General features: G+C 69.9%; 11 protein-coding genes and 1 pseudogene. 7 read left to right on the top strand and 5 right to left on the bottom strand.

All coding sequences use genetic code 11. The annotated features are described in order from the left end of the window. Positions 1-23 precede the first annotated feature (23 nt). Positions 24-2,417, top strand: a complete 2,394-nt coding sequence (locus G361_RS0136615) for a lysylphosphatidylglycerol synthase transmembrane domain-containing protein (RefSeq protein ID WP_019932121.1) — start codon at positions 24-26, stop codon at positions 2,415-2,417. Positions 2,418-2,443: 26 nt separating this feature from the next. Here G361_RS0136615 and G361_RS0136610 read toward each other — a convergent pair whose 3' ends face one another. After that, positions 2,444-3,055 (bottom strand): cysteine hydrolase, encoded by a 612-nt coding sequence (locus G361_RS0136610; RefSeq protein WP_026343942.1) that lies wholly within the window; start codon positions 3,053-3,055, stop codon positions 2,444-2,446. 95 nt (positions 3,056-3,150) lie between these two features. After that, positions 3,151-4,722 (bottom strand): fatty-acid--CoA ligase FadD5, encoded by a 1,572-nt coding sequence (gene fadD5, locus G361_RS0136605; protein WP_019932118.1) that lies wholly within the window; start codon positions 4,720-4,722, stop codon positions 3,151-3,153. A gap of 321 nt (positions 4,723-5,043) precedes the next feature. Between fadD5 and G361_RS0136600 the strand changes: the two genes are divergently transcribed. Then, the gene (locus G361_RS0136600; protein WP_019932117.1) at positions 5,044-6,015 is read left to right on the top strand and encodes a nitronate monooxygenase family protein; all 972 of its coding nucleotides are present in this window, start codon (positions 5,044-5,046) and stop codon (positions 6,013-6,015) included. Between the two features lie 41 nt (positions 6,016-6,056). Here the strand turns inward: G361_RS0136600 and G361_RS0136595 are convergent, their stop codons facing one another. Beyond that, complete coding sequence (locus G361_RS0136595; protein WP_019932116.1) at positions 6,057-7,037, bottom strand: MBL fold metallo-hydrolase; 981 nt, start codon at positions 7,035-7,037, stop codon at positions 6,057-6,059. 190 nt (positions 7,038-7,227) lie between these two features. Here G361_RS0136595 and G361_RS45995 point away from each other — a divergent pair, with 190 nt between their 5' ends. The 5 genes and pseudogenes from G361_RS45995 (at position 7,228) to G361_RS0136570 (ending at position 18,639) form a co-directional block, all read left to right on the top strand. Next, entirely contained in the window at positions 7,228-7,539 is a 312-nt protein-coding gene (locus G361_RS45995; RefSeq protein ID WP_019932115.1) for an acyl carrier protein, read from the top strand. Beyond that, positions 7,536-15,188: a type I polyketide synthase gene (locus G361_RS0136585; RefSeq protein ID WP_020647651.1), complete on the top strand. Its 7,653-nt coding sequence runs from the start codon at positions 7,536-7,538 to the stop codon at positions 15,186-15,188. Before G361_RS45995 ends, G361_RS0136585 begins: the two co-directional genes overlap by 4 nt. A gap of 8 nt (positions 15,189-15,196) precedes the next feature. Beyond that, positions 15,197-16,906, top strand: coding sequence for a fatty acyl-AMP ligase (locus G361_RS0136580; protein ID WP_231387197.1), 1,710 nt, complete (start codon positions 15,197-15,199; stop codon positions 16,904-16,906). Between the two features lie 53 nt (positions 16,907-16,959). Further along, a pseudogene (locus G361_RS48865) lies at positions 16,960-17,337 on the top strand (hypothetical protein); the annotation flags it as partial. A gap of 147 nt (positions 17,338-17,484) precedes the next feature. Then, positions 17,485-18,639 carry a cation:proton antiporter gene (locus G361_RS0136570; RefSeq protein ID WP_019932112.1) on the top strand — a complete coding sequence of 385 codons (1,155 nt, stop codon included), beginning with the start codon at positions 17,485-17,487 and terminating at the stop codon, positions 18,637-18,639. A gap of 312 nt (positions 18,640-18,951) precedes the next feature. Here the strand turns inward: G361_RS0136570 and G361_RS0136560 are convergent, their stop codons facing one another. After that, positions 18,952-19,698, bottom strand: coding sequence for a succinate dehydrogenase/fumarate reductase iron-sulfur subunit (locus G361_RS0136560; protein WP_019932110.1), 747 nt, complete (start codon positions 19,696-19,698; stop codon positions 18,952-18,954). Between the two features lie 2 nt (positions 19,699-19,700). Next, positions 19,701-21,641: a fumarate reductase/succinate dehydrogenase flavoprotein subunit gene (locus G361_RS0136555; protein WP_019932109.1), complete on the bottom strand. Its 1,941-nt coding sequence runs from the start codon at positions 21,639-21,641 to the stop codon at positions 19,701-19,703. Positions 21,642-21,651: the final 10 nt, after the last annotated feature.

The raw sequence follows: 21,651 nt of genomic DNA, 5'->3' as shown, positions 1-21,651 counted from the left end.
CGATCCGAAAGATCCGATTGGATATGCGAGTCGACGGGCGGGAGATCCCCGTATCCGGCAGCCTGCTGCAGCCGCGGATCCGGCGCACCAGCGACATCCTCCGCGTGATGCTGTCGGCGCTGCTGGTGGTGCTGGTCGTCATCGGCTCGGTGATCACCCGGTCCCGCTGGGAGGCGCTGGAACGGTCGCTGTCGGACATCGTCGGGGTACTGCCGCCGGACAAGTCCAACCTGGTGTACGTGCTGTACAGCGTCGCGATCTGCGCGCTGCCGTTCGCGATCCTGCTGCGGCTGGTACTGCGCCGGCAGTGGAAGCTGCTGGTCGGCTATGTCGCCGCCGGACAGATCGCGATCGTGCTGTTGTCGCTGACCGGTACCGGCGGGCTGTCCTGGCCGCAGTGGCACTGGATCGGCCCGAAACAGCTGGACACCTTCCTCGCCCAATTCCTCGACGATCCGCGCTGGATCGCGATGCTGGCCGCGGTGCTGACCGTCGCCAGCCCGTGGCTGCCCCCCAAGTGGCGGCGCGGGTGGTGGGCGCTGCTGCTGGCGTTCGTGCCGCTGCATCTGTTCGTCAGCCTCGTGGTGCCGTCGCGGGCCATCTTCGGACTGGCGGTCGGCTGGTTCGTGGGTGCGGTGATCGTGCTGCTGGTCGGCACCCCCGCGCTGGAAGTACCACTGGAGGCCGCGGTGCGGGTGCTGGCCGACCGCGGCTACACCGTCACCGCGTTCACGGTATTGCGGCCGGCCGGGCCCGGCCCGCTGCAACTGGCCGCCGAGACCGGTCCCCGGCAGCGGCTGATCGTCGAGATGTACGGCCAGAACCAGCGCAGTTACGGCATGTTGCGGCAGGTCCGCCGCTATCTGACCTTCCGGGCCGGTGAGCGCAGCCCGGCCTTCGCCTCACTGCGCCGCGCGGTGGAGCATCGCGCGCTGATGGGTATCGCGATCGGCGATCTCGGGTTGGCGGCCGGTAAGCCGCTCACCGTCGCCGCGCTGGGCCGCGGCTGGACCCTGTACGCGCACACCGTCCCGCAGGGCCGGGTCCTGACCGCCGCGAGCGACCGGACCGTACCCGGCGACCAGGGTCTGCTCACGATGGTGTGGCGCGCGCTGCAGGAACTGCACCGGGCCCAGATCTCGCACGGCGACCTGCGGACCGACGAGATCCGGGTCACCGACGGCCGGGTGTTGTTCGGCGGCTTCATGCTCGCCGAATTCGGCGCCAATCCGGTGCGGTTCCGTTCGGATGTCGCGCAGTTGCTGTTGTCGACCGGCGGGCTGTTCGGCGCCGAACCGGCCGTGCGCACCGCGCGGCGGGTGTTCGGCGACGAGGTGGTGCTGGACGCGTCGCGCCGGCTGACGAAATCCGGGATCCCCCGGCACGTACGCGCCTCGGTACCGGATTCCGGGGAGGTGATCAAGGCGGTCCGCGCGCAGGTGCAGGAGCAGACCGGCCAGGATCGCATCGAGACCGCGCAGATCACCCGGTACTCCCGCAACCAGATCATCCAGCTGGTACTGCTGTTCGCCCTGGTCTACGTGGCCTATCCGTTCATCAGCCAGGTGCCGACGTTCTTCACCGAACTGGGCAACGCCAACTGGTGGTGGGGGCTGCTCGGCCTGACGATCTCGGCGCTCACCTATGTGGGTGCGGCGATGGCCTTGTGGGGCTGCGCCGGGGAGTCGGTGAACTTCCGCAATCTGCTGCTGATGCAGGTGGCCAACACGTTCGCGGCCACCACCACCCCGGCCGGGGTGGGCGGGCTCGCGCTCAGCGTGCGATTCCTGCAACGCAGCGGGCTGGGCGCGGTGAAGGCGACCGCGGCGGTGGCGTTGCAGCAGAGCGTGCAGGTGGTCACGCACGTGGTGCTGCTGATCGTGTTCAGCGTGGCGGCCGGGGTGTCGGCGAATCTGTCACATCTCGTGCCGAGTGCGACGGTGCTGTACTTCGCGGCCGGTGCGCTGCTGGGCGTAGCGGGGGTGGCGACGCTGGTGCCGACGGTGCGGCGCTGGCTGCGCACCGAGGTGCGGCCGCAGCTGGCCGAGGTGGTCAGCGAGTTGCGCACGCTGGCGACGCAGCCGAAGCGGCTGGTGATGATCGTGGGCGGTTGTGCCACCACCACTCTGGGTGCGGCGGGTGCGTTGTGGGCCGCCATCGAGGCGTTCGGCGGCGCCGCCACCTTCGTGACGGTGACCGTGGTGACGATGATCGGCGGCACGCTGGCCTCGGCGGCCCCCACCCCCGGCGGCGTCGGCGCGGTGGAGGCGGCGCTGATCGGCGGGCTGGCCGCCTTCGGCGTGCCGGCCGCGATCGGGGTGCCGTCGGTCCTGCTCTACCGGGTGCTGACCTGCTGGTTGCCGGTGTTCTGCGGCTGGCCGATCATGCACTGGCTCACCGACCGCAAGATGATCTGAGCGAAACCCGCCGTACGGCACGGCCTTCAGCGGGTCGCGGTGATCTCGGCGAGCGCTTGCCCCGCGGAAAGGCTTCCGGCCGTGGCTAATTCGAGATTCGCCAGGCTGGCCGCGTGGATCTCCGGCGCCGCGGCGGCCACGCAGTCGGCGATCGGGTGCACGGTGAAACCGAGATCGGTGCCGTGCCTGGCGGTCTGCTCGACGGTGAGATTCGTCGCCACCCCGGTCAGCAGCAGCGTGTCCACGCCCCGGGCGGCCAGCCAGTCCGGCAGCGCATTACCCGCCAGGCCGGACAGCTTCTGATTGTCGAACACCGCGCCGGCCGCGGCCTGTGCGGCCATCTCCGGAACGATCTGCGCGCCGGGCGAATTCGGCCGGAAGTCGGTCTGCGCGGCGGCGACCGAACGCATGAATCCGGTGTTGCGTACCAGCCCGCCGCCACCGACCGGAACGGTGAAACGCGTGAACACCACCGGTATTCCGGCGGTCTGCGCGGCGGCGTGGAAGGCGGCGGCCCGTTCCAGCACACCGCTCGCCGCGATCGGCGCGGCGAGCATCGGCCCGAAGAAGCCTTCGGGCCGAATCACATTCACCTGCCAGTGCAGGGCCAGCACGGCGGTGCGGAGTCGATCGGTCATCCGCCGATCATCCTCCGCACCGGCCGGTGCCGGGCCCGCTTCGAGTCGTCACCGCGCGCAATCATCGCTGTCGCGCACGCGGCGATCGGATCGGATCAGGACGAATAGTCCTTGCGCAGATCGACTTTCACGACCTTGCCGCTGGCGTTGCGCGGCAGCTCCGGCACGACCACCAGGTGCTTGGGGTGCTTGTAGCGGGCCAGGTTCGCGTTGAGGAACGGCTCGAGCTCCTCGAGGGTGAGGGTGTCGGCCGGATCGGCCAGCGCCACCACCGCGACGGGCACCTCGCCCCACTTCTCGTGGGTACGGCCGATCACCGCCGCCTCGTGGATCTTCGGATGCGCGAACAGGACGTTCTCCACCTCGGCGCAGTAGATGTTCTCACCGCCGGAGATGATCATGTCCTTCTTGCGGTCGACCACCCAGACGAAGCCCTCCTCGTCCTGCTTCACCAGGTCGCCGGAGTGGAACCAGCCGCCGGAGAACGCCTCCGCGGTGGCCTCGGGCTTGTTCCAGTAGCCGAGCATCAGCGTCGGGCCGCGGTAGACGATCTCACCGATCTCGCCGGGGGCGACCTCGTTGCCCTCGTCGTCGACGACGCGGGCGGCGACGGTCGGGATGACCTGCCCGACCGAACCGAGCTTGCGCAGCGCGTCCTTGCCGTCCAGCACACAGGTGATCGGCGACATCTCGGTCTGACCGAAGACGGCGACGTTCTGCGCCTCGGGGAAGCAGTCGGCCATCGCGCGCAGCACGCTGTCGGAGGCCGGGGCCGCACCCCAGGACAGCATCCGCAGCGCCAGCTTGCGCTGCTTGACCGTCGGCTCCTCGCAGATCAGCTGCCACTGCGCCGGCACACAGAACGCGGCGGTGGCCTGTTCGGCCTCGACCGCGTCCAGGAATTCGGTGGCGTCGAACGCGCCCAGCGGATGCAGTACGAATCTGGCGCCGAGCACGAAATACGGGACGAGACTGCCCAATCCGGCGATGTGGAACAGCGGCGAGGTGCAGAAGCCGACGGTGTCGGGGGTGAGATCCATCGCCCGAATGCAGGTGAGGGCCTGCGAATTCAGGTTCGAATGGGTGAGGATCGCGCCCTTCGGGCTACCGGTGGTGCCCGAGGTGTACATGATCAGGGCCGGAGTGTCCTCCGGAATGTCCAGCGGCGTATGGGATTCGCCACCTTCGGCGAGCACGTCCTCGAAGCCGAACACCTCCTCGCCGGTGTCGCCGCCGATCACGAAGACGGTCTGCAGACCCGGGGCCTGGGACCGTACCCCGACCGCCAGCGGCTGCAGCACGGTATCGGTGACGATCGCGGTGGCGCCGGAATCGGCGACCAGGTAGGCCACCTCCGGCGGCGTGAGCCGGAAGTTCACCGGCACCGCGATCGCGCCGAGGGCGGTGATACCGAGCACCGCCTCCAGATATTCGGGATGGTTCAGCGCGAGGATCAGCACCCGATCACCGAAGCCCACCCCGCGCCGGGCGAGCGCGTCGGCGAAACGCTGCGAGCGGTCGTGGAACTGCTTCCACGAGATGTCCCGTCCGCGGTAGCGCATCGCGACGGCATCCGGGCGCATCTGCGCATGCGTCGCGATCTGGTTGTTCCAGTGATTGCGGCGAGAGCGGACGGGCTCGTCGAGCGCGCCGGGGACGAAGGTCATGCCGTGCCTTCCTAGCTTCCTACTGCATCCGACGATTCGGGCAGTCGTCACCGACGGCCGAATCGACAATGAGAATACCAACTAACTTTTTGTGTGACAAGAGTTACAGGAGTGCCCTCCGGGCACCCGAGCGCCGATCATACTCCCAGTTCAAATCCGATATTGGAACGTGTTTCGACGCAGCTCCAGGGAGTGGAGTCACCGGCCGAACGGATGGGCATCGCAAACAACGGCTCACATGAAGGTTGTTCCGCCGGATCGGCCGTGCCACCATCGGGGGCATCCGGAGGCAGGTCCGGGCGGTCAGGGAGGACACAGGCGATGTTGCGCACCAGATTCACCGAGACGTTCGGAATCGAGCACCCGATCGTGCAGGGCGGCATGATGTGGGTCGGCCGGGCCGAACTCGTCGCGGCCGTGGCGAACGCCGGTGGACTCGGCTTCCTCACCGCCCTCACCCAGCCCACCCCCGAGGCGCTGCGCACGGAGATCGCCAAGGTCCGGGAGCTCACCGACAAGCCGTTCGGCGTGAACCTCACGATCCTGCCGTCGATCAACCCGCCGCCGTACGAGGAGTACGCCGCCGCGATCATCGACTCCGGAATCAAGATCGTCGAGACGGCCGGCAGCAATCCGGAGCCGTTCCTGCCCGCCTACCGCGAGGCCGGGATCAAGGTGCTGCACAAGTGCACCAGCGTCCGGCACGCGCTCAAGGCGCAGGCCATCGGCGTCGACGGCGTCTCCATCGACGGTTTCGAATGCGCCGGCCATCCGGGCGAGGACGATGTGCCCGGCCTGGTGCTGATCCCCGCCGCCGCGCGAGCGCTGACCATCCCGATCATCGCCTCCGGCGGCATCGCCGACGCCCGCGGCCTGGTCGCGGCGCTCGCGCTCGGCGCCGACGGGGTCAACATGGGCACCCGCTTCCTGTGCACCGAGGAGTCGCCGGTGCACCGGAAGGTCAAGGAGCAGATCGTCGCGCACACCGAGCGCAGCACCCAGATGATCTTCCGCACCATGCACAACTCCGCGCGCGTCGCGGACAACGAGATCAGCCGCAAGGTCGTCGAGATCGAGAAGGCCGGCGGGAAATTCGAGGACGTCCGGGAACTGGTCGCGGGCGCCCGCGGCCGCCGGGTGTTCGAGGAGGGCGACCTCGACGCCGGTATCTGGTCGGCCGGGCAGGTCCAGGGCCTCATCGAGGACATCCCGACCTGCGCGGTGCTGATCAGCCGGATGGTCGCCGAGGCCGAGCAGCTGATCAACTCGCGACTGGCGTCCTTCGTCGCCTGATCCGCGCGACCCGGGGCCGGTCGGCCCCGGGCTGTCGCCGGCTAGGCGCGCGACAGCATCGCGTCGTAGTCGTGGGCGGCGATCACCTCGATACCGGACGGCAGCGCGTGCAGCCGGTGGATGGTCTCGAAGGTCTTCGCCCGGTCGGCATCGAACAGCTGACCGGGCATCGGGGCCTTCTCCCGGATCAGCTCGATCTGCAAGGAGTTCCAGACCGCGTCACCGGCGAGCAGCACGCGGGTGCCGTCGTCGACCGCGAGCAGCACCCCGATACTGCCCGGGGTGTGCCCGGCCAGGTCGACCAGCAGTACCGAACCGTCGCCGAACAGATCGTGACTGGCCTCGAAGGTGAGCACCGGCGGCCCGTCGAGCGTGAGCGGCGAGATCTTGCGATCGTGCAGCGGTGCGCGGACCACCCCGTAGGGCGCGTGCGATCCGGCCATCGCCCACTCGTATTCCGTTCCGGTGACCCGTAATTCGACCGAATCCGGCAACTCCAGCAGGCCGGACACATGATCCCAGTGCAGGTGGGTGGCCAGCGTGAAATCGATGTCGGTGAGCCCGAGTTCGGCGTCCGCGAGCGCGTCGCCGAGCCCGAGGACCGGCTTGTCCGGCGATACCAGCAGCCCCAGCGGGAACGGCTGCCCCGGCAGCACCCGCTCGTGCACATTCGCGCACATGCCCGGATCGACCAGGAATCGCGCCTTCGGATGTTCGACCAGGAAGGCACCGTAGACGGTCCAGACCGTGCGCAGGCTCCGCACCCCCTCGGCGACGATCGCCAGCGGAGCGCTGGTCCGGCTCTGCGGCAGCGTGCGTAGCGCGACGGTGGCGCGAGCGGGCGGCGCCGGTACCGGCGTCAGGCTCGCGAGCAGACGATGATCGGGGCGGCGAGGGCGCAGCAACCGGCCGGGGGTCGCGGCCAGCGCACCACAGCAACGGACCAGCGTGCCCAGCACGCCCGGGCGGCCCGTGGTCGGATCGGCCGGATCGGCCACGTTGTCCTCGATGGCTTCGGTCACGGCGCCCACGGTATGCGATCGCCGCCTGTGCGGGAAACTCTTCTCCGGGCGGCCGGTTCTCGGCATAATCGCGGAGGGACGCGGGGCGCGTGCCACCGGATCCGGATGTCCGCGGGGCCGGTGGCGGCAACGGAGCACGGCCACGCCAGGATCGACCGGCGGCGCCGGAGCATACGAGGGGTGAACCGACGTGGGGCAGAATTCTTCGGGCAGTGGGTCTTCGGGCGGCGATCACGGCGATGATCCGGCGGCGGTAGCGATCCCGCGCCGCGGCCGGGCCGCGATGACCGCCACCGCCGTGGCGGCGATCGCCGACCTGGCCGGAGTACCCGGCGACACCGTGGCGACCGACGCGCCCTTCACCGACCTGGGCCTGTCCTCCACCCAGTTGGCGAGACTCGCCGCGGTGCTGGAAGATGCACTGGGCGTGGAGGTTTCACTGACTGCTCTGTACGATCACCCCGACATCGACCGGCTGGTCGAACATCTGGCGTCGGTATGACCGCAGCCACGCTGCCGCCCGCGGACCGCGACGGGCCGACCCTCGACGGTCCGCGTCCGGGTGAACGCGAGCCGATCTCGATCATCGGCATCGGCTGCCGGGTGCCGGGTGCGTCCGGCGCACAACAATTCTGGCGGCTGCTGACCGAGGGCCGCGACGCCACCGGATTCCCCCCACCCGGCCGCTCCGGCCTCCGGCGCGCGGGCTATCTGGACCGGGTCGACGCCTTCGACAGCGAATGGTTCGCGATCACCGATCGTGAAGCGGCAGCGATGGATCCGCAACAACGCCTCGCACTGGAGGTGGCGGTCGAGGCGATCGACGACGCCGGAATCGGTTATCGCCTCCGCGGTTCCGACACCGCCGTGCTGTTCGGCGCGGCCACCTACGACCACGGGGCCGTGGTGATCGGCCGCGGCGGCCGGGACGCGCCGTACGCACTGACCGGTTCGGCGCTGAGCATCATCGCCAACCGCCTGTCCTACGTACTGGATCTGCACGGCCCGAGTCTGGTGCTCGACAGCGCCTGTTCCGCGTCACTGGCCGCGGTCGACCTGGCACCGCGGTTGCTGGCCGACGGTTCCACCACACTGGCGATCGTCGGCGGCGTGAACCTCACCCTGCTCCCCCACCCCACCGATTATCTCGACACCGGTGGATTCCTGGCACCCGACGGCCGCTGCAAACCCTTCGACGCCGCCGCCGACGGCTACACCCGTGGCGAGGGTTGCACCGTCCTGGTGTTGCAACGCAGTGCGGACGCGCTGCGCGAGGGCAACCGCGCCTACGCCGAGATCCTCGGCGCCGCAGTCGGTTCCGACGGCCGCTCGAACGGGCTGTACGCGCCGAACGGTACCGCGCAGCAGCAGGTGATCCGGACCGCCTGGCGGCGGGCCGGCGCCGACCCGGCCCTCGGCGACTACTTCGAATGTCACGGCACCGGAACGCCACTCGGCGATGCGGTCGAGATCGGTGCGCTGGCAGCGGTACTCGGCCCGCGTCCCGAGTCGCCCGCCTGGATCGGCTCGGTGAAATCGAATCTCGGCCATCTGGAGGCCGCCGCCGGTGTCACCGGGGTCGCCAAGGCCGCGCTGTCGATCCATCACGGAATCGTCGCTCCCACCGTCAATTTTCGGGAGGCGAATCCACTGCTGCGGCTGGCCGAACGGGGCCTGCGCGTACCGACCGCACCCATCGCCTGGGATATCCCGCCCACCGACCGGTACGCGGGAGTCAGCTCGTTCGGCTTCGGCGGAACCAACGCGCACGCCGTCCTGCGCGGCGTGCCGCAACCGGCCCTCCGCGACACCGACCCGCCCGTGCTGATCCCGATATCCGGCCGCGACGAGACCGAACTGCGCGAACTCGCCGCACGCTGGGCCACGGACCTCACCGAATCCGGCACGCCGCTACGCGAATTCGCGGCCGCGGCAGCACGACTGCTGCCCCAGCCGGTGCGCGCCGCGATCCGCGCTGCCGATCGGGACGAGGCCATCGCACTGCTGCGCGACCTGGCGAGCGCCGCCGAGAATCCGGCGGATCGAAACTCAGTGGCCGCTGGTGATATTCGGGCGGTCGAGGGTTTCGACGGGGCGGGCTCGGATCGATCCGAGACTTCACCTGTCGGGGCAGGAGATAACGGCGGCTACGGCGGACCGGGCTCGAACCAGCCCGGGACTTCACCCGTCGGGGCGGCGGATAGCAACAGCTTCGACGACGGACCGGATCCGCAACAATCCTGGACTTCACCCCTCGGAGCGGCGGATAGCGACGACGAACCGGGCTCGGACCAATCCGTGCCCCCGTCCCTGAGGGCAACCGATAACGATAGCCTCGGCGGGCCGGACTGGGACCGTTCCGGGCCCCCACCTATCGAGGCAGTGGAAAGCCCCTCTTCTGCAATCGCTTCCGAAGAATCATCGCAATCCTCGGGTGCGATTGCTCCGGGTGCCGGACCCCTCGATCATCAGCGCGGTATCTCGTTGTCGAGTCCGCGCGCGCATAACAATCCCCCGGTCCGGCACTCGCCGCCCGGGGTTCGTCCGGTTGCGGGTCCGTCCGCACCATCGGGTGATGGGGCGAACTCCACCCGCGACGGAGAGACCCGAGCGGAATCCGATGTGCGGCGATCATCGTCGAGACCGATTGTCTCCGAGCCGGATTCGATGTCATCCGACCACGCCGGGCCCGGGGCGGAGCCGGAAGCGAGCCTGCGCGACGACGAATCGAGTACCGCAAATACCGGGACACCGGCGGGTCAGACCCCCTCGCAGACCGCTGAAAAGGTACGCTCCGCTCCGAACATCGGCGCTACTACGGCCGTTCGGCAGCACAGCGACAGTCCGGCGCCGGCCGCGACCGGCAGCACCCTCGTCCCGGAACCGGACGGCCGCCGCCCACTCCAGACCACGAAAGGGCTCGGCTCGAGCGGCGATGCATCCATTACGGAGCTTGCGGAACAGGAACCGGACACCACCGGTGGGACGGAATCCGTCGTCCTACCTTCGCACCGATCCGACTCCGAGAGCGGCCCCGACTCGCCGGGCGATGAGCGGACGGATTCGATCCGGCACAGCCCTGTCTCGTCCGAGGTGAGCGCCGGGTCCGGTTCGGCCGACAAGCTCGAAACGGAGTACTCGTCGGCGGAACCCACCGCGCTGGAGACGAGCGAGGACGAGTCCACAGATTCTGCGGCGCAGGGCAATTCCGCCCTGTCTGCCGATCCGACGTCCGTCGGCGCTGCATCGGAGATCGGCGGCAAGCCCGAAACAGCACGGATACCGCATGTTTCCGAGCTCGACGGCGCGGCCGGGCACGACAACGTAGCCGAGCACGAACATGCGGCTGGGCTCGATGACGCGGCCGGACACGACAGCACAGCCGGACACGACGATGCGGCCGGGCACGACAGCGCGGGCAGGCAGGACAACGCGGCCGGACACGACAGCGCGGCCGGGCAGGACGGCGCGGCCGGGCACGACGGCGCGGCCGGGCACGACGGCGCGGCCGGGCAGGATGCTGGTCGACCGGCGCCGCGTGGCGCGGTCATCGCGGACGGGTTCGAAGGGGTGGGGCGGTTCGATCCGGCGGGGGTGGTGATCGGGCCGGGGCGGGCGCGGCGACCGGGGCGGGTGTTGTTCCTGTTCTCGGGGCAGGGTGGGCAGCATGCGCGGATGGGGCGGGCGCTGGCTGCGCGGTATCCCGTCTTCGCGCGGGCGGTGGCGGATGCCGCGGATGCGGTGGTGCGGGCCGGTGGGCCACGGGTGTGGACGCCGCGATACGGGTTCGCGCACAGTCTGGACGGGACCGCGGCGGTACAGCCGGCCCTGTTCGTCTATCAGATCGCGCTCGCGGAGTTGTTGCGGGCCTGGGGAATTCATCCGGATGCGGTGGCGGGGCACAGTCTCGGCGAGATCGCCGCGGCGGTGGTGGGCGGAGCGTTGTCGCCGGACGAGGGTGCGCGAGTGGTGGTGGCGCGCAGCCGGATGCTGGCCCGGCTCGATGGGCACGGGGCGATGGCGGTACTGGAGGCGACACCCTACGAGGCGGCGCGAATGGTGGAACCGTTGCGGTCCGAGGTCGCCGTCGCGGCGATCAACGGGCCGCGCGCGGTGGTCGTCTCCGGGTCGGCCCGGTACGTCGAGACCGTCGTGCGGCGCGCGCAGCGGCGGCAGATGTTCGCGCGGTACATCGCCGTGGACTTCGCCGCGCACAGTCCGCAGGTACGCGCGGTGGCGGCGGATCTGGCGGCCGAGCTGAAGGAGCTCCGGGCGCGGGCGCCACAGTTGCCGCTGTACTCCACCACTCGTCGCGGCGAACCGCTCACGCAGGCGCCGGACGCCGGTTATTGGGTGGAGAACGCCTGCGGCACCGTCGAATTGGCGGCGGCGCTGGAAACCGCGGTGGCCGAGGACATCTCGACGGTGATCGAGCTCGCGCCGCATCCGGTGCTGGCGCCCGCCGTGCGGGATCGGCCGGAGTTCGCGCGGTCGACTGTCGTCGTGGCCGATCGGGACGCCGAGGCGAGTGCGTTCCTGGACGGTGTCGGGCGGCTGTTCGTGGCCGGGGGATCGGTGGACTGGTCGGCGGCCGGTGGCTTCACCGGCTCGGCGCCGCAACGGATCTGGCGGCATCGGAGTTTCCCGCTGCTCACCGGCGCGGAACCGCTACCGCTGCCGGACGATCCGGTGCCGCTGCGCGATCACGTGGTCGACGGTGTCGCGACCGTGCCGGTCACCTTCTGGTTGCGCCAGCTGTTCCGGCTCGGGCCCGAGACCGCTTCGCGCATCGTTGATTTCACCGTGCACGAGCGCACCGATGTGGCCGCGCTCGACGAGGTCCGCTACCGGGAGTCGGCCGGACGGCTGGAGGTACTCGGCTCGGTACCGCTGGCCTCCGGCCGGTCCGCACCACCACCGGCGCCCGGCGAGATCGTCGGGTGGATGCGGACGGTCGACGCGCATCGGGGTGCGGGACGCGCACTGCGGCCGCTCGATATCGAGGCGTTCTATGCGGCGCTGCGCGAGCGGCGGCTGCAGTACGGCCCCGGATTCCGCACGCTGCGCGCCGTGTCCACCGGAAACCGCAGTGCGATCGGACTTTTCGGGCAGGTGCGATTCGACGTCGCGGTATTCGACGGCTGCCTCCAGGTGATCGCGGCGGCGGCGCTGGAACTGTTGCCGGACGGGGTGCTGCCGTTGCCGGTGGGTATCGCGTCGGTGTGGCTGGCAGGCGCGCCCGATCTGCTGCTGACCGAGGCACACGCCTTCGTGCGCGAGACCGGTCCCGCCGGGCTGATCTGCGAGGTCATCGCGCTGGATCAGTACGGTGCGCCCGCCGCCGCGCTGTCGGGAATCCGGATCGGCTTCGCGGCGCTGCCCGCCGACCCGCCACGGCCCGCGCCGATCGCGGCCGAACCCACGGCGTCCGGCGACGGCCGGGTGGGCGGCATCGACCTGCTGCTCGCCCCGACCGTGCCGACGGTACCCATCACCCGCATCGCGCGGGCCGAGCCACCGGCCGCCGTGCTGCGGCACGAGGCCTGGCTGCCCACCCGGGCCGCGGACTGGGCCGCCGCACAACCACTTTCGCTGGTCGAACGGGTACTGATCGTCGGTGAGTCGGCCCTGGCGGTGCGCTTGACCCGGGCACTGCACCGCCGCCTCGCCGCCGAGCGGGTGGCCCGCGAACCCGGCGAGGCGGCCCCGATCGTGGCTTCCGTCCTCGCGACCCGCACCGACCGGACCGCCGTCGTCCTGGTGTGGCCGGACGAGGAGGCCGGTCCCGCCGACGCGGTCCCGGGCCTGGTCGTGCGCGCACTGGATCTGCTGCAACGGGTGTACGACAGCGATGCGACGGCGGCGCTGACCGTGGTGCTGCGGGATCGGTCGGCGATCGATCAACAGGCGGTGGCGGGACTGGTCCGGTCGTTGCAGACGGAGTCCGGTCGGCCGATCCGGCTGGTCTGGACCTCGGGCGACCGCCCCGGCCCGCTACCGGACCTGGTGCTGGAACCGGCCGGGCCCGAGGAGGTCCGGATCGACGGCGCCGCGATCGATGTCCGGCGCTTCGTCCCCGCACCCACCGCCACGCCACCCGCGATCCGTCCCGAGGGCACCTACGTGGTGACCGGCGGACTCGGCGCGCTGGGCGCGCCCACCGTACGCTGGCTGCTCGCGGCCGGCGCGCACGACGTCGTCGTCCTGACCCGGACCCCGCGTCCGCTGCCCCCGCTGCTGGACGGCCTGGAGGACCGGATCGTCGTGGTCCGTTGCGATGTCGCCGACCGCACCGATCTGGCCAACGCACTCGAGGACATCCGCGAATGCGGTTCCACCATCCAAGGTGTCGTGCACTCGGCCGGTGTGCTGCGCGATGCCGAATTCGGCGCCGTCACCGGCGAATCGCTGCTGGCGGTGTTCGCCCCGAAACTGCTCGCCGCCGCCGATCTGCTCGACCTCACCGCCGACGACCCGATCGATTTCGCCCTGCTGTACTCCTCGGCCACCGGCGCCCTCGGTGCCCCCGGCCAGGCGGCCTACGCCGCCGCCAACGCCGCCGTGGACGCACTCGCCCGAGCCCGCACCGACCGCCGCGTCATCAGCATCGCTTGGGGCAGTTGGGAATCCGGCCTGTCCGCGGCCGCCGGCGGTGCCGCCCACCTGCGCCGCGCCGGCGTGGTCCCGTTCGATGCGACCCGCGGCGCCGCCGTACTCTCCGCGGTACTCGGCCAACCCGAACCGTTCGTACTGGCCCTGGACTACTCCCCCACCACCGACCGTTCCCCCCTTGCCGACCGAGTCCGCACGGCCCTCGGATATCCGCCGCCACCCACCCCGGCCCGCGAAACCGATTCGGACACATCACGTCCGGCCCTGCCACCGATGGAATCGATCCTCGCCCCACTGGTTCCGCCCCGGCGCACAGGCACTCACCCGGCCGCCGACCGATCCGGATCGACGGACCCCGGCGGCCCGAGAGCCGGTCTTCGCAACCCGGCATCCGGATCCAACAGCACAACACCCGGACCCAGCCGCCGCGCAACAACCGGTGCACCGACATCCAGGACCGTCCGCCCAATAGCCGAGCACAGCGACCCGATGACAGGGTCCGGCAACCCGACCACCGAGTCGGACCGGACGGCCGAGGCCGGCGGCCCGACGATCGGGTCCGGCGGCCCGACAGCCGAGCCCGGCCTCCCAACATCCAGGTCCAGCGACCCGGCAACAGCGTCCGACGACTCGGCCGCCTGGTCGACCGATCCGGCACCCGGGTCCAGCGACCCGGCCGCCTGGTCGACCCACCCGACATCCGGGCCCAGCGACCCGACCGCCTGGTCGACCCACCCGACATCCAGGCCCAGCGACCCGACCGCCTGGTCGACCCACCCAACATCCGGGCCCAGCGACCCGACCGCCTGGTCGACCCACCCGACACCCGGGCCCAGCGACCCGGCGTCCCGGTCGACCGCCCCAACACCCGGGTCCGACGACCCGGCAGCCTGGTCGACCCACCCGACACCTGGGCCCGGCGACCCGGCAGCCCGGTCGACCGATCCGACACGCAGGTCCAGCGACCCGACGGCCGGGACCAGCGACCGGACGCTCGGGTCCGGCGGCCCGACAGCTGGGTCCGGCAGCCCGACAGCTGTACCCAGCACGTCGACCGGGCCAGGCGACCCGACGGCCGAGCCCGGCGGCCCGTCGACCGGGTCCGGCAGCCCGACGACCAGGTCCGATCCGGGCGAGAGCACCACGACGACCGGAGCACGGAAAGTGTGGCGGGGCAACGGGAATGTGGTGTCGCTGGTCGGTGGTCTCACGGATCGGGACGGTGCCGAGGATCGAAATCGGCCGGGCGCCTTCGATTCCGGGGCCGCGAGCGATCCGGATCCTGCGGACGTGGCGGCGCGGGCCGAGGCGATGGTGCCGATCATCCGGTCCGCGCTGGCGGAGACCTTGGACCGGCGGGCCGAGAGTATCGACCCGGCGGGCGATTTCGTCGCGCTCGGGCTGACATCGCTGCTGGCCATCGAGTTGCGGCGGGCCCTGGAGGCCCGACTGGGCCGGCGGATCGGGACCGCCGAAATCTTCGAATATCCGACCATCGTCGCGCTCGCGGCGCATCTATCCGCCCGGCAGGTCCGCTAGGAGTTCTCGTGACAGTCTCCGGCACATCCGCGGCCCCGCTGGCCGTGGCCGTCTCCGAGCGAGCTCGCGTCCGGCCGGACGACCCGGCTCTGATCACCTTGACCTATCGCGGCACGGACTGCCTGCCGCATACCCTGACCTGCGGTGAATTGCATTCCGCCGCAGGGGCTCTCGGCGCCGAACTCCGAGCACTCACCGAACCCGGTGCGCGCGTGGCGATCCTGTGTGAGCACGGGCCGGACTATGCGATCGCCTTCCTCGCCTGCCTCTACAGTGCCCGGGTGGCGGTGCCGTTGTTCCCGGTGTCGCCGCACCGGAACATGGATCGGCTGATCACGGTGCTGGCGGATGCCGATCCGGCGGTGAGTCTGGTCTGCGCGGGGGCGGAGCAACGCACCCGGGACAGCGGGGCCGCAGTGGGGCGGGTGCTGGTCGTGACCCCAGGAGCGGCCGGGGCCGCGCCGGTGCTGGATCCGGTCGGTGACCATCCGGCCTATCTGCAGTACACCTCGGGCTCGACGAAAGCGCCGTCCGGAGTGGAGATCTCGCATGCGAACCACACCGCCGCGCTGGAGCAGTTGCGGGCCGGGATGCCGCCGGTGGCGGTGCGGCCGATCGTCACCTGGTTGCCGTTCTTCCACGATATGGGCCTGATCCTGGCGCTGTCGCTGCCGCTCTACACCGGCGTGCTCGCGGTCACGCTGGCACCGGCCGAATTCGCCAAGCGGCCGATCCGCTGGTTGCGGGCGTGCAGCGACTATCGCGCCGGTACCACCGCCGGGCCCAATTTCGGTCTGGCCCTGGCGGTCACGGCGACCACCGCCGCCGAACGCGAGGGGCTGGACCTGTCCGCCCTGGAACTGCTGATCAACGGGGCCGAGCCGATCCGCGCCGAATCCCTCGCGGCCTTCACGAAGATGTTCGCCCCCTACGGTTTCCGGCACAGCGCGCATACGCCGGGTTACGGGCTGGCCGAGGCGACGCTGCCGGTCGCGTTCGCGGCGACGGCGGAACCGCCGCTGGTGGAGGAGTTCGATCGCAGCGAACTGGCGGCGGGTCGCGCGGTCCTCGCGCGCGATCCGGCCCACGGTGTCGCACTGGTCGGCTGCGGGACCGCGGCGGGACAGCAGATCCGGATCGTGGATCCACTGCGGCACCGGGTGGTGGCCGACGGTGAGGTCGGCGAGGTGTGGGTGGCGGGGCCGAATGTGAGCGCCGGCTACTTCCGCCGGCCCCAGGCCAGTGCCGACGTATTCGGCGGCCGGCTGCCGGACAGCCACGAACGCTGGTTGCGCACCGGCGATCTGGGTTTCGTGCACGACGGGCAGCTGTTTCCGGCCGGGCGGCTGAAGGACATGATCATCGTCGCGGGCCGCAACCACTATCCCGCCGATATCGAGGCGACGGCCGCGCACGTCTCCCCCGAGGTGCGCGCGGGCCATATCGCCGCCTTCGGGATCGATCACGGCGATCACGAAACCCTGGTGCTGGTCGCCGAACTCGACGACCGCCTGGCCGATCCGGTCACGGTGGCCCGCCGGATCGGGGCCGCGGTGGCGGCGGCGCACGACATCGCGCCGGCCGATGTGATGCTGGTGCCGCGCGGTCAGATCCCGAAGACCTCCAGCGGTAAATTGCGCCGCGGGGAGTGCCGGGCCCGGTACCGGGCCGGAGCGCTGACCCGGATCACCGAGCCGCCGATCCGGCAGTCGTTCTGACCGTCGCGCGTGCCGGGCGGGCCGGGGACCGTTCGGCGCGCGATCATATCCGGATGACGAACGAGCCTTATCCCGTGCGCTGGCTGGACGCGCCGGAGGACCACGACTATCCCGCGGCCGCGGACTATCTGGACCTGGTCGCCGATCGGGATACCGTCGACACCCTGGTGGAGCTGTTGCGCGCGGCCCCGGTGACGCACAAGAAGGCGAAGGATCTGCTGCGCGCCGCACAGTTGGACCTGCTGCCGCCGGACAATCCGCATGTGCGCCTCGATCTGGCCAAGATCCTGACCGGTAAACCGTTGTCGCCGATCCTGGTGGTCCGCGGCAATTTCGCCGCCGGCGCACCGGCCCTGATCGCCGACGGCTACCACCGGGTGTGCGCCTGCTATCACACCGACGAGAATGTGCCGATCCCGGTGAAGATCGCCGCGCTGCCCACCCCGGATGCGAAAGTCGCTGCGGCGGCGGCGAAATCGACTGCCCCGGCCCCGGCAGCGGATTCCGATGTGGCGGTGGCGAAATCGGACTCGGGTAAGGGGTCCGGTGGGAAGCCGAAGTCGAAGAAGTAGCCGGCGGTGACATTCTCGACCCTGGCACTCGTGCTGGTACTGGGCCTGGCCGGACCGCTGCTGGCCTGGCGGGCGAATTGGCACGTCCCGGTCATCGTCGGTGAGCTGCTGACCGGAATCCTGTTCGGTACCACCGGTTTCGGCGTACTGCATCCCGACGATCCGGTGTTCGCGTTCCTCGCCGACATGGGTTTCGCGCTGGTGATGTTCGTGGCGGGCACCCACGTGCCGATGAATCGGTCGGTGCGGTCGGCGCTGGCCCCGGGCCTGCTGCGCGCCGCGGGGGTCGGCGTCCTCGCGGCCGCCGCCGGATATGTGATCGCGCACTGGTTCGGGACCGGACACGGTGCGATGTACGCGGTGCTGATCGCCTCCTCCTCGGCCGCGCTGATCCTGCCGATCCTCGATTCCGCCGGGCTGTCGGGTAATTCGGTCCTGGAGCTGACCGCGCAGGTCGCGGTGGCCGACACCGTGTGCACGGTGGCCCTGCCGCTGGTGATCGATACCGGTTCCGTGGTGCGCACCGCGCTCGGCGCGCTCGCGGTCACGGCGGGGGCGGTGGTGATCTATCTGGTGCTGCGCTACCTGGAGCGTTCCGGATGGCGGCATCGAGCGCACGAGGTGTCGCAGCGCCGCAAGTTCGCACTCGAGCTGCGGATCAGTCTGGCGCTGCTGTTCGGCCTGGTGGCGCTGGCCACCCGCACCCATGTGTCGGTGATGATCGCGGGCTTCGCCACGGGACTCGCCGTGGCCGGGGTCGGCGAGCCGCGCCGGGTGGCCAAGCAGCTGTTCGCGATCAGTGACGGCTTCCTCGCGCCGTTGTTCTTCGTCTGGCTCGGTGCGCGGCTGAGTCTGCGGGAGTTCGGGCATCATCCGCGACTGATCCTGCTCGGTCTGGCGCTCGGCGCGGCCGCGGTGCTGGCGCATGCGGCGATGCGGGTGTCCGGTCAGCCGATCGCGTTCGCGACGCTGGCCGCCGCGCAGATCGGGGTGCCGGTGGCCGCGGTCACGATCGGCACACAGGCGCACGTCCTGGTAGCCGGAGAGGGTGCGGCGATCATGCTCGGGGTCCTCATCACCATCGCCGCGGCGGCGCTGGCCGGTGGACGCGCCGGTCGCGGCACCGGTACGCCGGCGACACCGGAGGTCACGGAAAGGTAGCTGTTCGATATCGAATAGGTGTTTGATCCGATGACGGCCGGGGTACCCCTCGATACATGGACCGTGGGATCAGAAATATGCCTCCCCGGTACCGGAAGCTCATCCCCTCCGATTGGGTGGAGCGCCTGATCGTCGGAATGTTGTTCGCGGTGTCGGCCGTGGGGATCTATCTCTTGACGGGGACGGTGTTGTCCTCGCTCTTGATCGGACTCCTGGTCGCTGTAGTGGCGATCGGAATGGTTTCGGTGTTGTAGTTTCGGCGGGTCACCCGGCCCGGCAGAAATCCTGCCGGACCGAGCGGGCCGGACCGGACTATCGCCGGAAAAGTTTGTTACCCAACCAGACGATCGGATCGTATTTCCGATCGACGACTCGTTCCTTCATCGGGATCAGCGCATTGTCGGTGATCTTGATATGTTCCGGGCACACCTCGGTGCAGCATTTGGTGATGTTGCAGTAGCCGAGCCCGAAATCTTCCTGCGCCATATCGCGCCGGTCGGCGACATCCAGCGGATGCATCTCCAATTCGGCGACGCGCATGAGGAATCGGGGCCCGGCGAAGGCGTTCTTGTTGTCCTCGTGGTCACGTACCACGTGGCAGGTGTCCTGGCACAGGAAGCATTCGATGCACTTGCGGAACTCCTGCGAGCGCTCGACGTCCTTCTGCTGCATCCGGTACTCGCCCGGCTTCAGGTCGGCCGGCGGCGTGAAAGAAGGTATCTGCCTGGCCTTCTCGTAGTTGAACGACACATCGGTGACCAGATCGCGGATCACCGGGAAGGTGCGCATCGGCGTGACCGTGACCACCTCCTCGGTGGTGAAGGTCGACATGCGCGTCATGCACAGCAGCCGCGGCCGGCCGTTCACCTCGGCCGAACAGGATCCGCACTTGCCCGCCTTGCAGTTCCAGCGCACGGCGAGATCCGAGGCCTGGGTGGCCTGCAGCCGATGGATGATATCGAGCACCACCTCGCCCTCGTTCACCTCGACGGTGAAGTCCTGCAGGGAGCCGCCTTCGGCGTCGCCGCGCCACACTCTGAATTTGGCGTCGTAACTCATTGCTACGCATCCCCTTTCGCGGAGGATTCGGCAGATGCCGGGTGGTCGACGAGATCTGCCGCGGTGTAATACTTTTCGAGCTCGGTCAGTTCGAAGAGGGCGAGCAGGTCGTTGCGCATCGGCACCTGATCCTGCGGAGTCACGGTGACCGCGGGTACCGTCTGGCCGACACCGTCCGGATCGACCTTGCAGACCAGCAGCCTGTTGCGCCAGTTCGGGTCCATGACCGGATGGTCGTCACGGGTGTGCCCGCCGCGACTCTCGGTGCGCAACAACGCCGCCTGCGCCACACATTCGCTGACCACCAGCATGTTCCGCAGATCCAGCGCCAGGTGCCAGCCCGGGTTGAACTGCCGGTGCCCCTCCACCGTCACGGTGTCGAAGCGCTCACGCAGCTCGGCCAGCCGCTCGATGGCCTGCTTCAATTCGGGCTCCTTGCGGATGATGCCGACCAGGTCGTTCATCGCCTGCTGGAGATCGGTGTGCAGGGTGTAGGGATTCTCGGCGGTGCCGTCGGCCGGCGGATCGAACGGCGCCAGTGCGAGTTTCGCGGCCGCGGCGAGATCGGAGTCGGCGATCTCCGGCCGCTTGTCGAGCTGCTCCACATAGGTGGCCGCCCCCATCCCCGCACGCCGGCCGAAGACCAGCAGATCCGAGAGCGAGTTGCCGCCGAGCCGGTTGGAACCGTGCATACCGCCGGAACACTCACCGGCGGCGAACAATCCGGGCACGCCCGCGGCGCCGGTGTCCGGATCGACCTCGATCCCACCCATCACGTAGTGACAGGTCGGGCCGACCTCCATCGGCTCCTTCGTGATGTCCACGTCCGCAAGCTCTTTGAACTGGTGGTGCATGGACGGCAGCCGCTTGACGATCTCGTCCGGGGTCAGGCGCGAGGCGATGTCGAGGAAGACGCCGCCGTGCACCGTGCCGCGACCGGCCTTGACCTCCTCGTTGATGGCGCGGGCCACCTCGTCACGGGGCAGCAGATCCGGGGTGCGGCGCGCGGAGTCGTTGTCGCGCAACCACTGATCGGCCTCCTCCTCGGTCTCCGCGTACTGCCCCTTGAACACCGGCGGGATGTAGTCGAACATGAACCGCTTGCCCTCGGAGTTCTTGAGGATGCCGCCGTCGCCGCGGACGCCCTCGGTGACGAGGATGCCCTTCACACTCGGCGGCCAGACCATGCCGGTCGGATGGAACTGCAGGAACTCCATGTTGATCAGCGCGGCCCCGGCCCGCAGCGCCAGCGCGTGGCCGTCGCCGGTGTACTCCCAGGAATTGGAGGTCACCTTGTAGGACTTGCCGATACCGCCGGTGGCGAGCACCACCGCCGGAGTCTCGAACAGCACGAACCGGCCCGATTCACGCCAGTACCCGAAGGCGCCCGAGATCGCGTCACCCTGCTTGAGCAGATCGGTGATCGTGCACTCCTGGAACACCTTCAGGCGCGACTCGTAGTCACCGGTCGCGGCGAAATCCTCCTGCTGCAACGCGACCACCCGCTGCTGCATGGTGCGGATCAGCTCCAGGCCGGTGCGGTCACCGACATGCGCGAGCCGCGGATAGGTGTGACCACCGAAGTTGCGCTGGCTGATCCGGCCGTCGGGCAGCCGGTCGAACAGGGCGCCCCAGCTCTCCAGCTCCCACACCCGGTCGGGGGCCTCCTGCGCGTGCAGTTCGGCCATCCGCCAGCTGTTGAGGAATTTGCCGCCGCGCATGGTGTCGCGGAAATGCGTTTGCCAGCTGTCCTTCTCGTTGGCGTTACCCATCGACGCCGCGCAGCCGCCCTCGGCCATCACGGTGTGCGCCTTGCCGAACAGCGATTTGCACACCACCGCGACCGAGAGGCCGTGTTCGCGCGCCTCGATTGCTGCACGCAGGCCGGCACCACCGGCACCGATCACGACGACGTCGTACTTGTGCCGCTCGACTTCAGGCATGGAACCGAAT

This window comes from Nocardia sp. BMG111209, assembly GCF_000381925.1.
Taxonomy (GTDB): Bacteria; Actinomycetota; Actinomycetes; order Mycobacteriales; family Mycobacteriaceae; genus Nocardia.
The sequence above is the reverse complement of the archived record's forward strand: the minus strand, read 5'-3'. Positions and strand labels throughout refer to the sequence as shown.

What these genes read in the sequence shown, in the direction of transcription:
- G361_RS0136615 (WP_019932121.1), top strand. Translation starts at nt 24, where the DNA reads ATGCGAGTCGACGGGCGGGAGATCCCCGTATCCGGCAGCCTGCTGCAG.
- G361_RS0136610 (WP_026343942.1), bottom strand. Translation starts at nt 3,055, where the DNA reads ATGACCGATCGACTCCGCACCGCCGTGCTGGCCCTGCACTGGCAGGTG.
- fadD5 (WP_019932118.1), bottom strand. Translation starts at nt 4,722, where the DNA reads ATGACCTTCGTCCCCGGCGCGCTCGACGAGCCCGTCCGCTCTCGCCGC.
- G361_RS0136600 (WP_019932117.1), top strand. Translation starts at nt 5,044, where the DNA reads ATGTTGCGCACCAGATTCACCGAGACGTTCGGAATCGAGCACCCGATC.
- G361_RS0136585 (WP_020647651.1), top strand. Translation starts at nt 7,536, where the DNA reads ATGACCGCAGCCACGCTGCCGCCCGCGGACCGCGACGGGCCGACCCTC.
- G361_RS0136560 (WP_019932110.1), bottom strand. Translation starts at nt 19,698, where the DNA reads ATGAGTTACGACGCCAAATTCAGAGTGTGGCGCGGCGACGCCGAAGGC.
- G361_RS0136555 (WP_019932109.1), bottom strand. Translation starts at nt 21,641, where the DNA reads ATGCCTGAAGTCGAGCGGCACAAGTACGACGTCGTCGTGATCGGTGCC.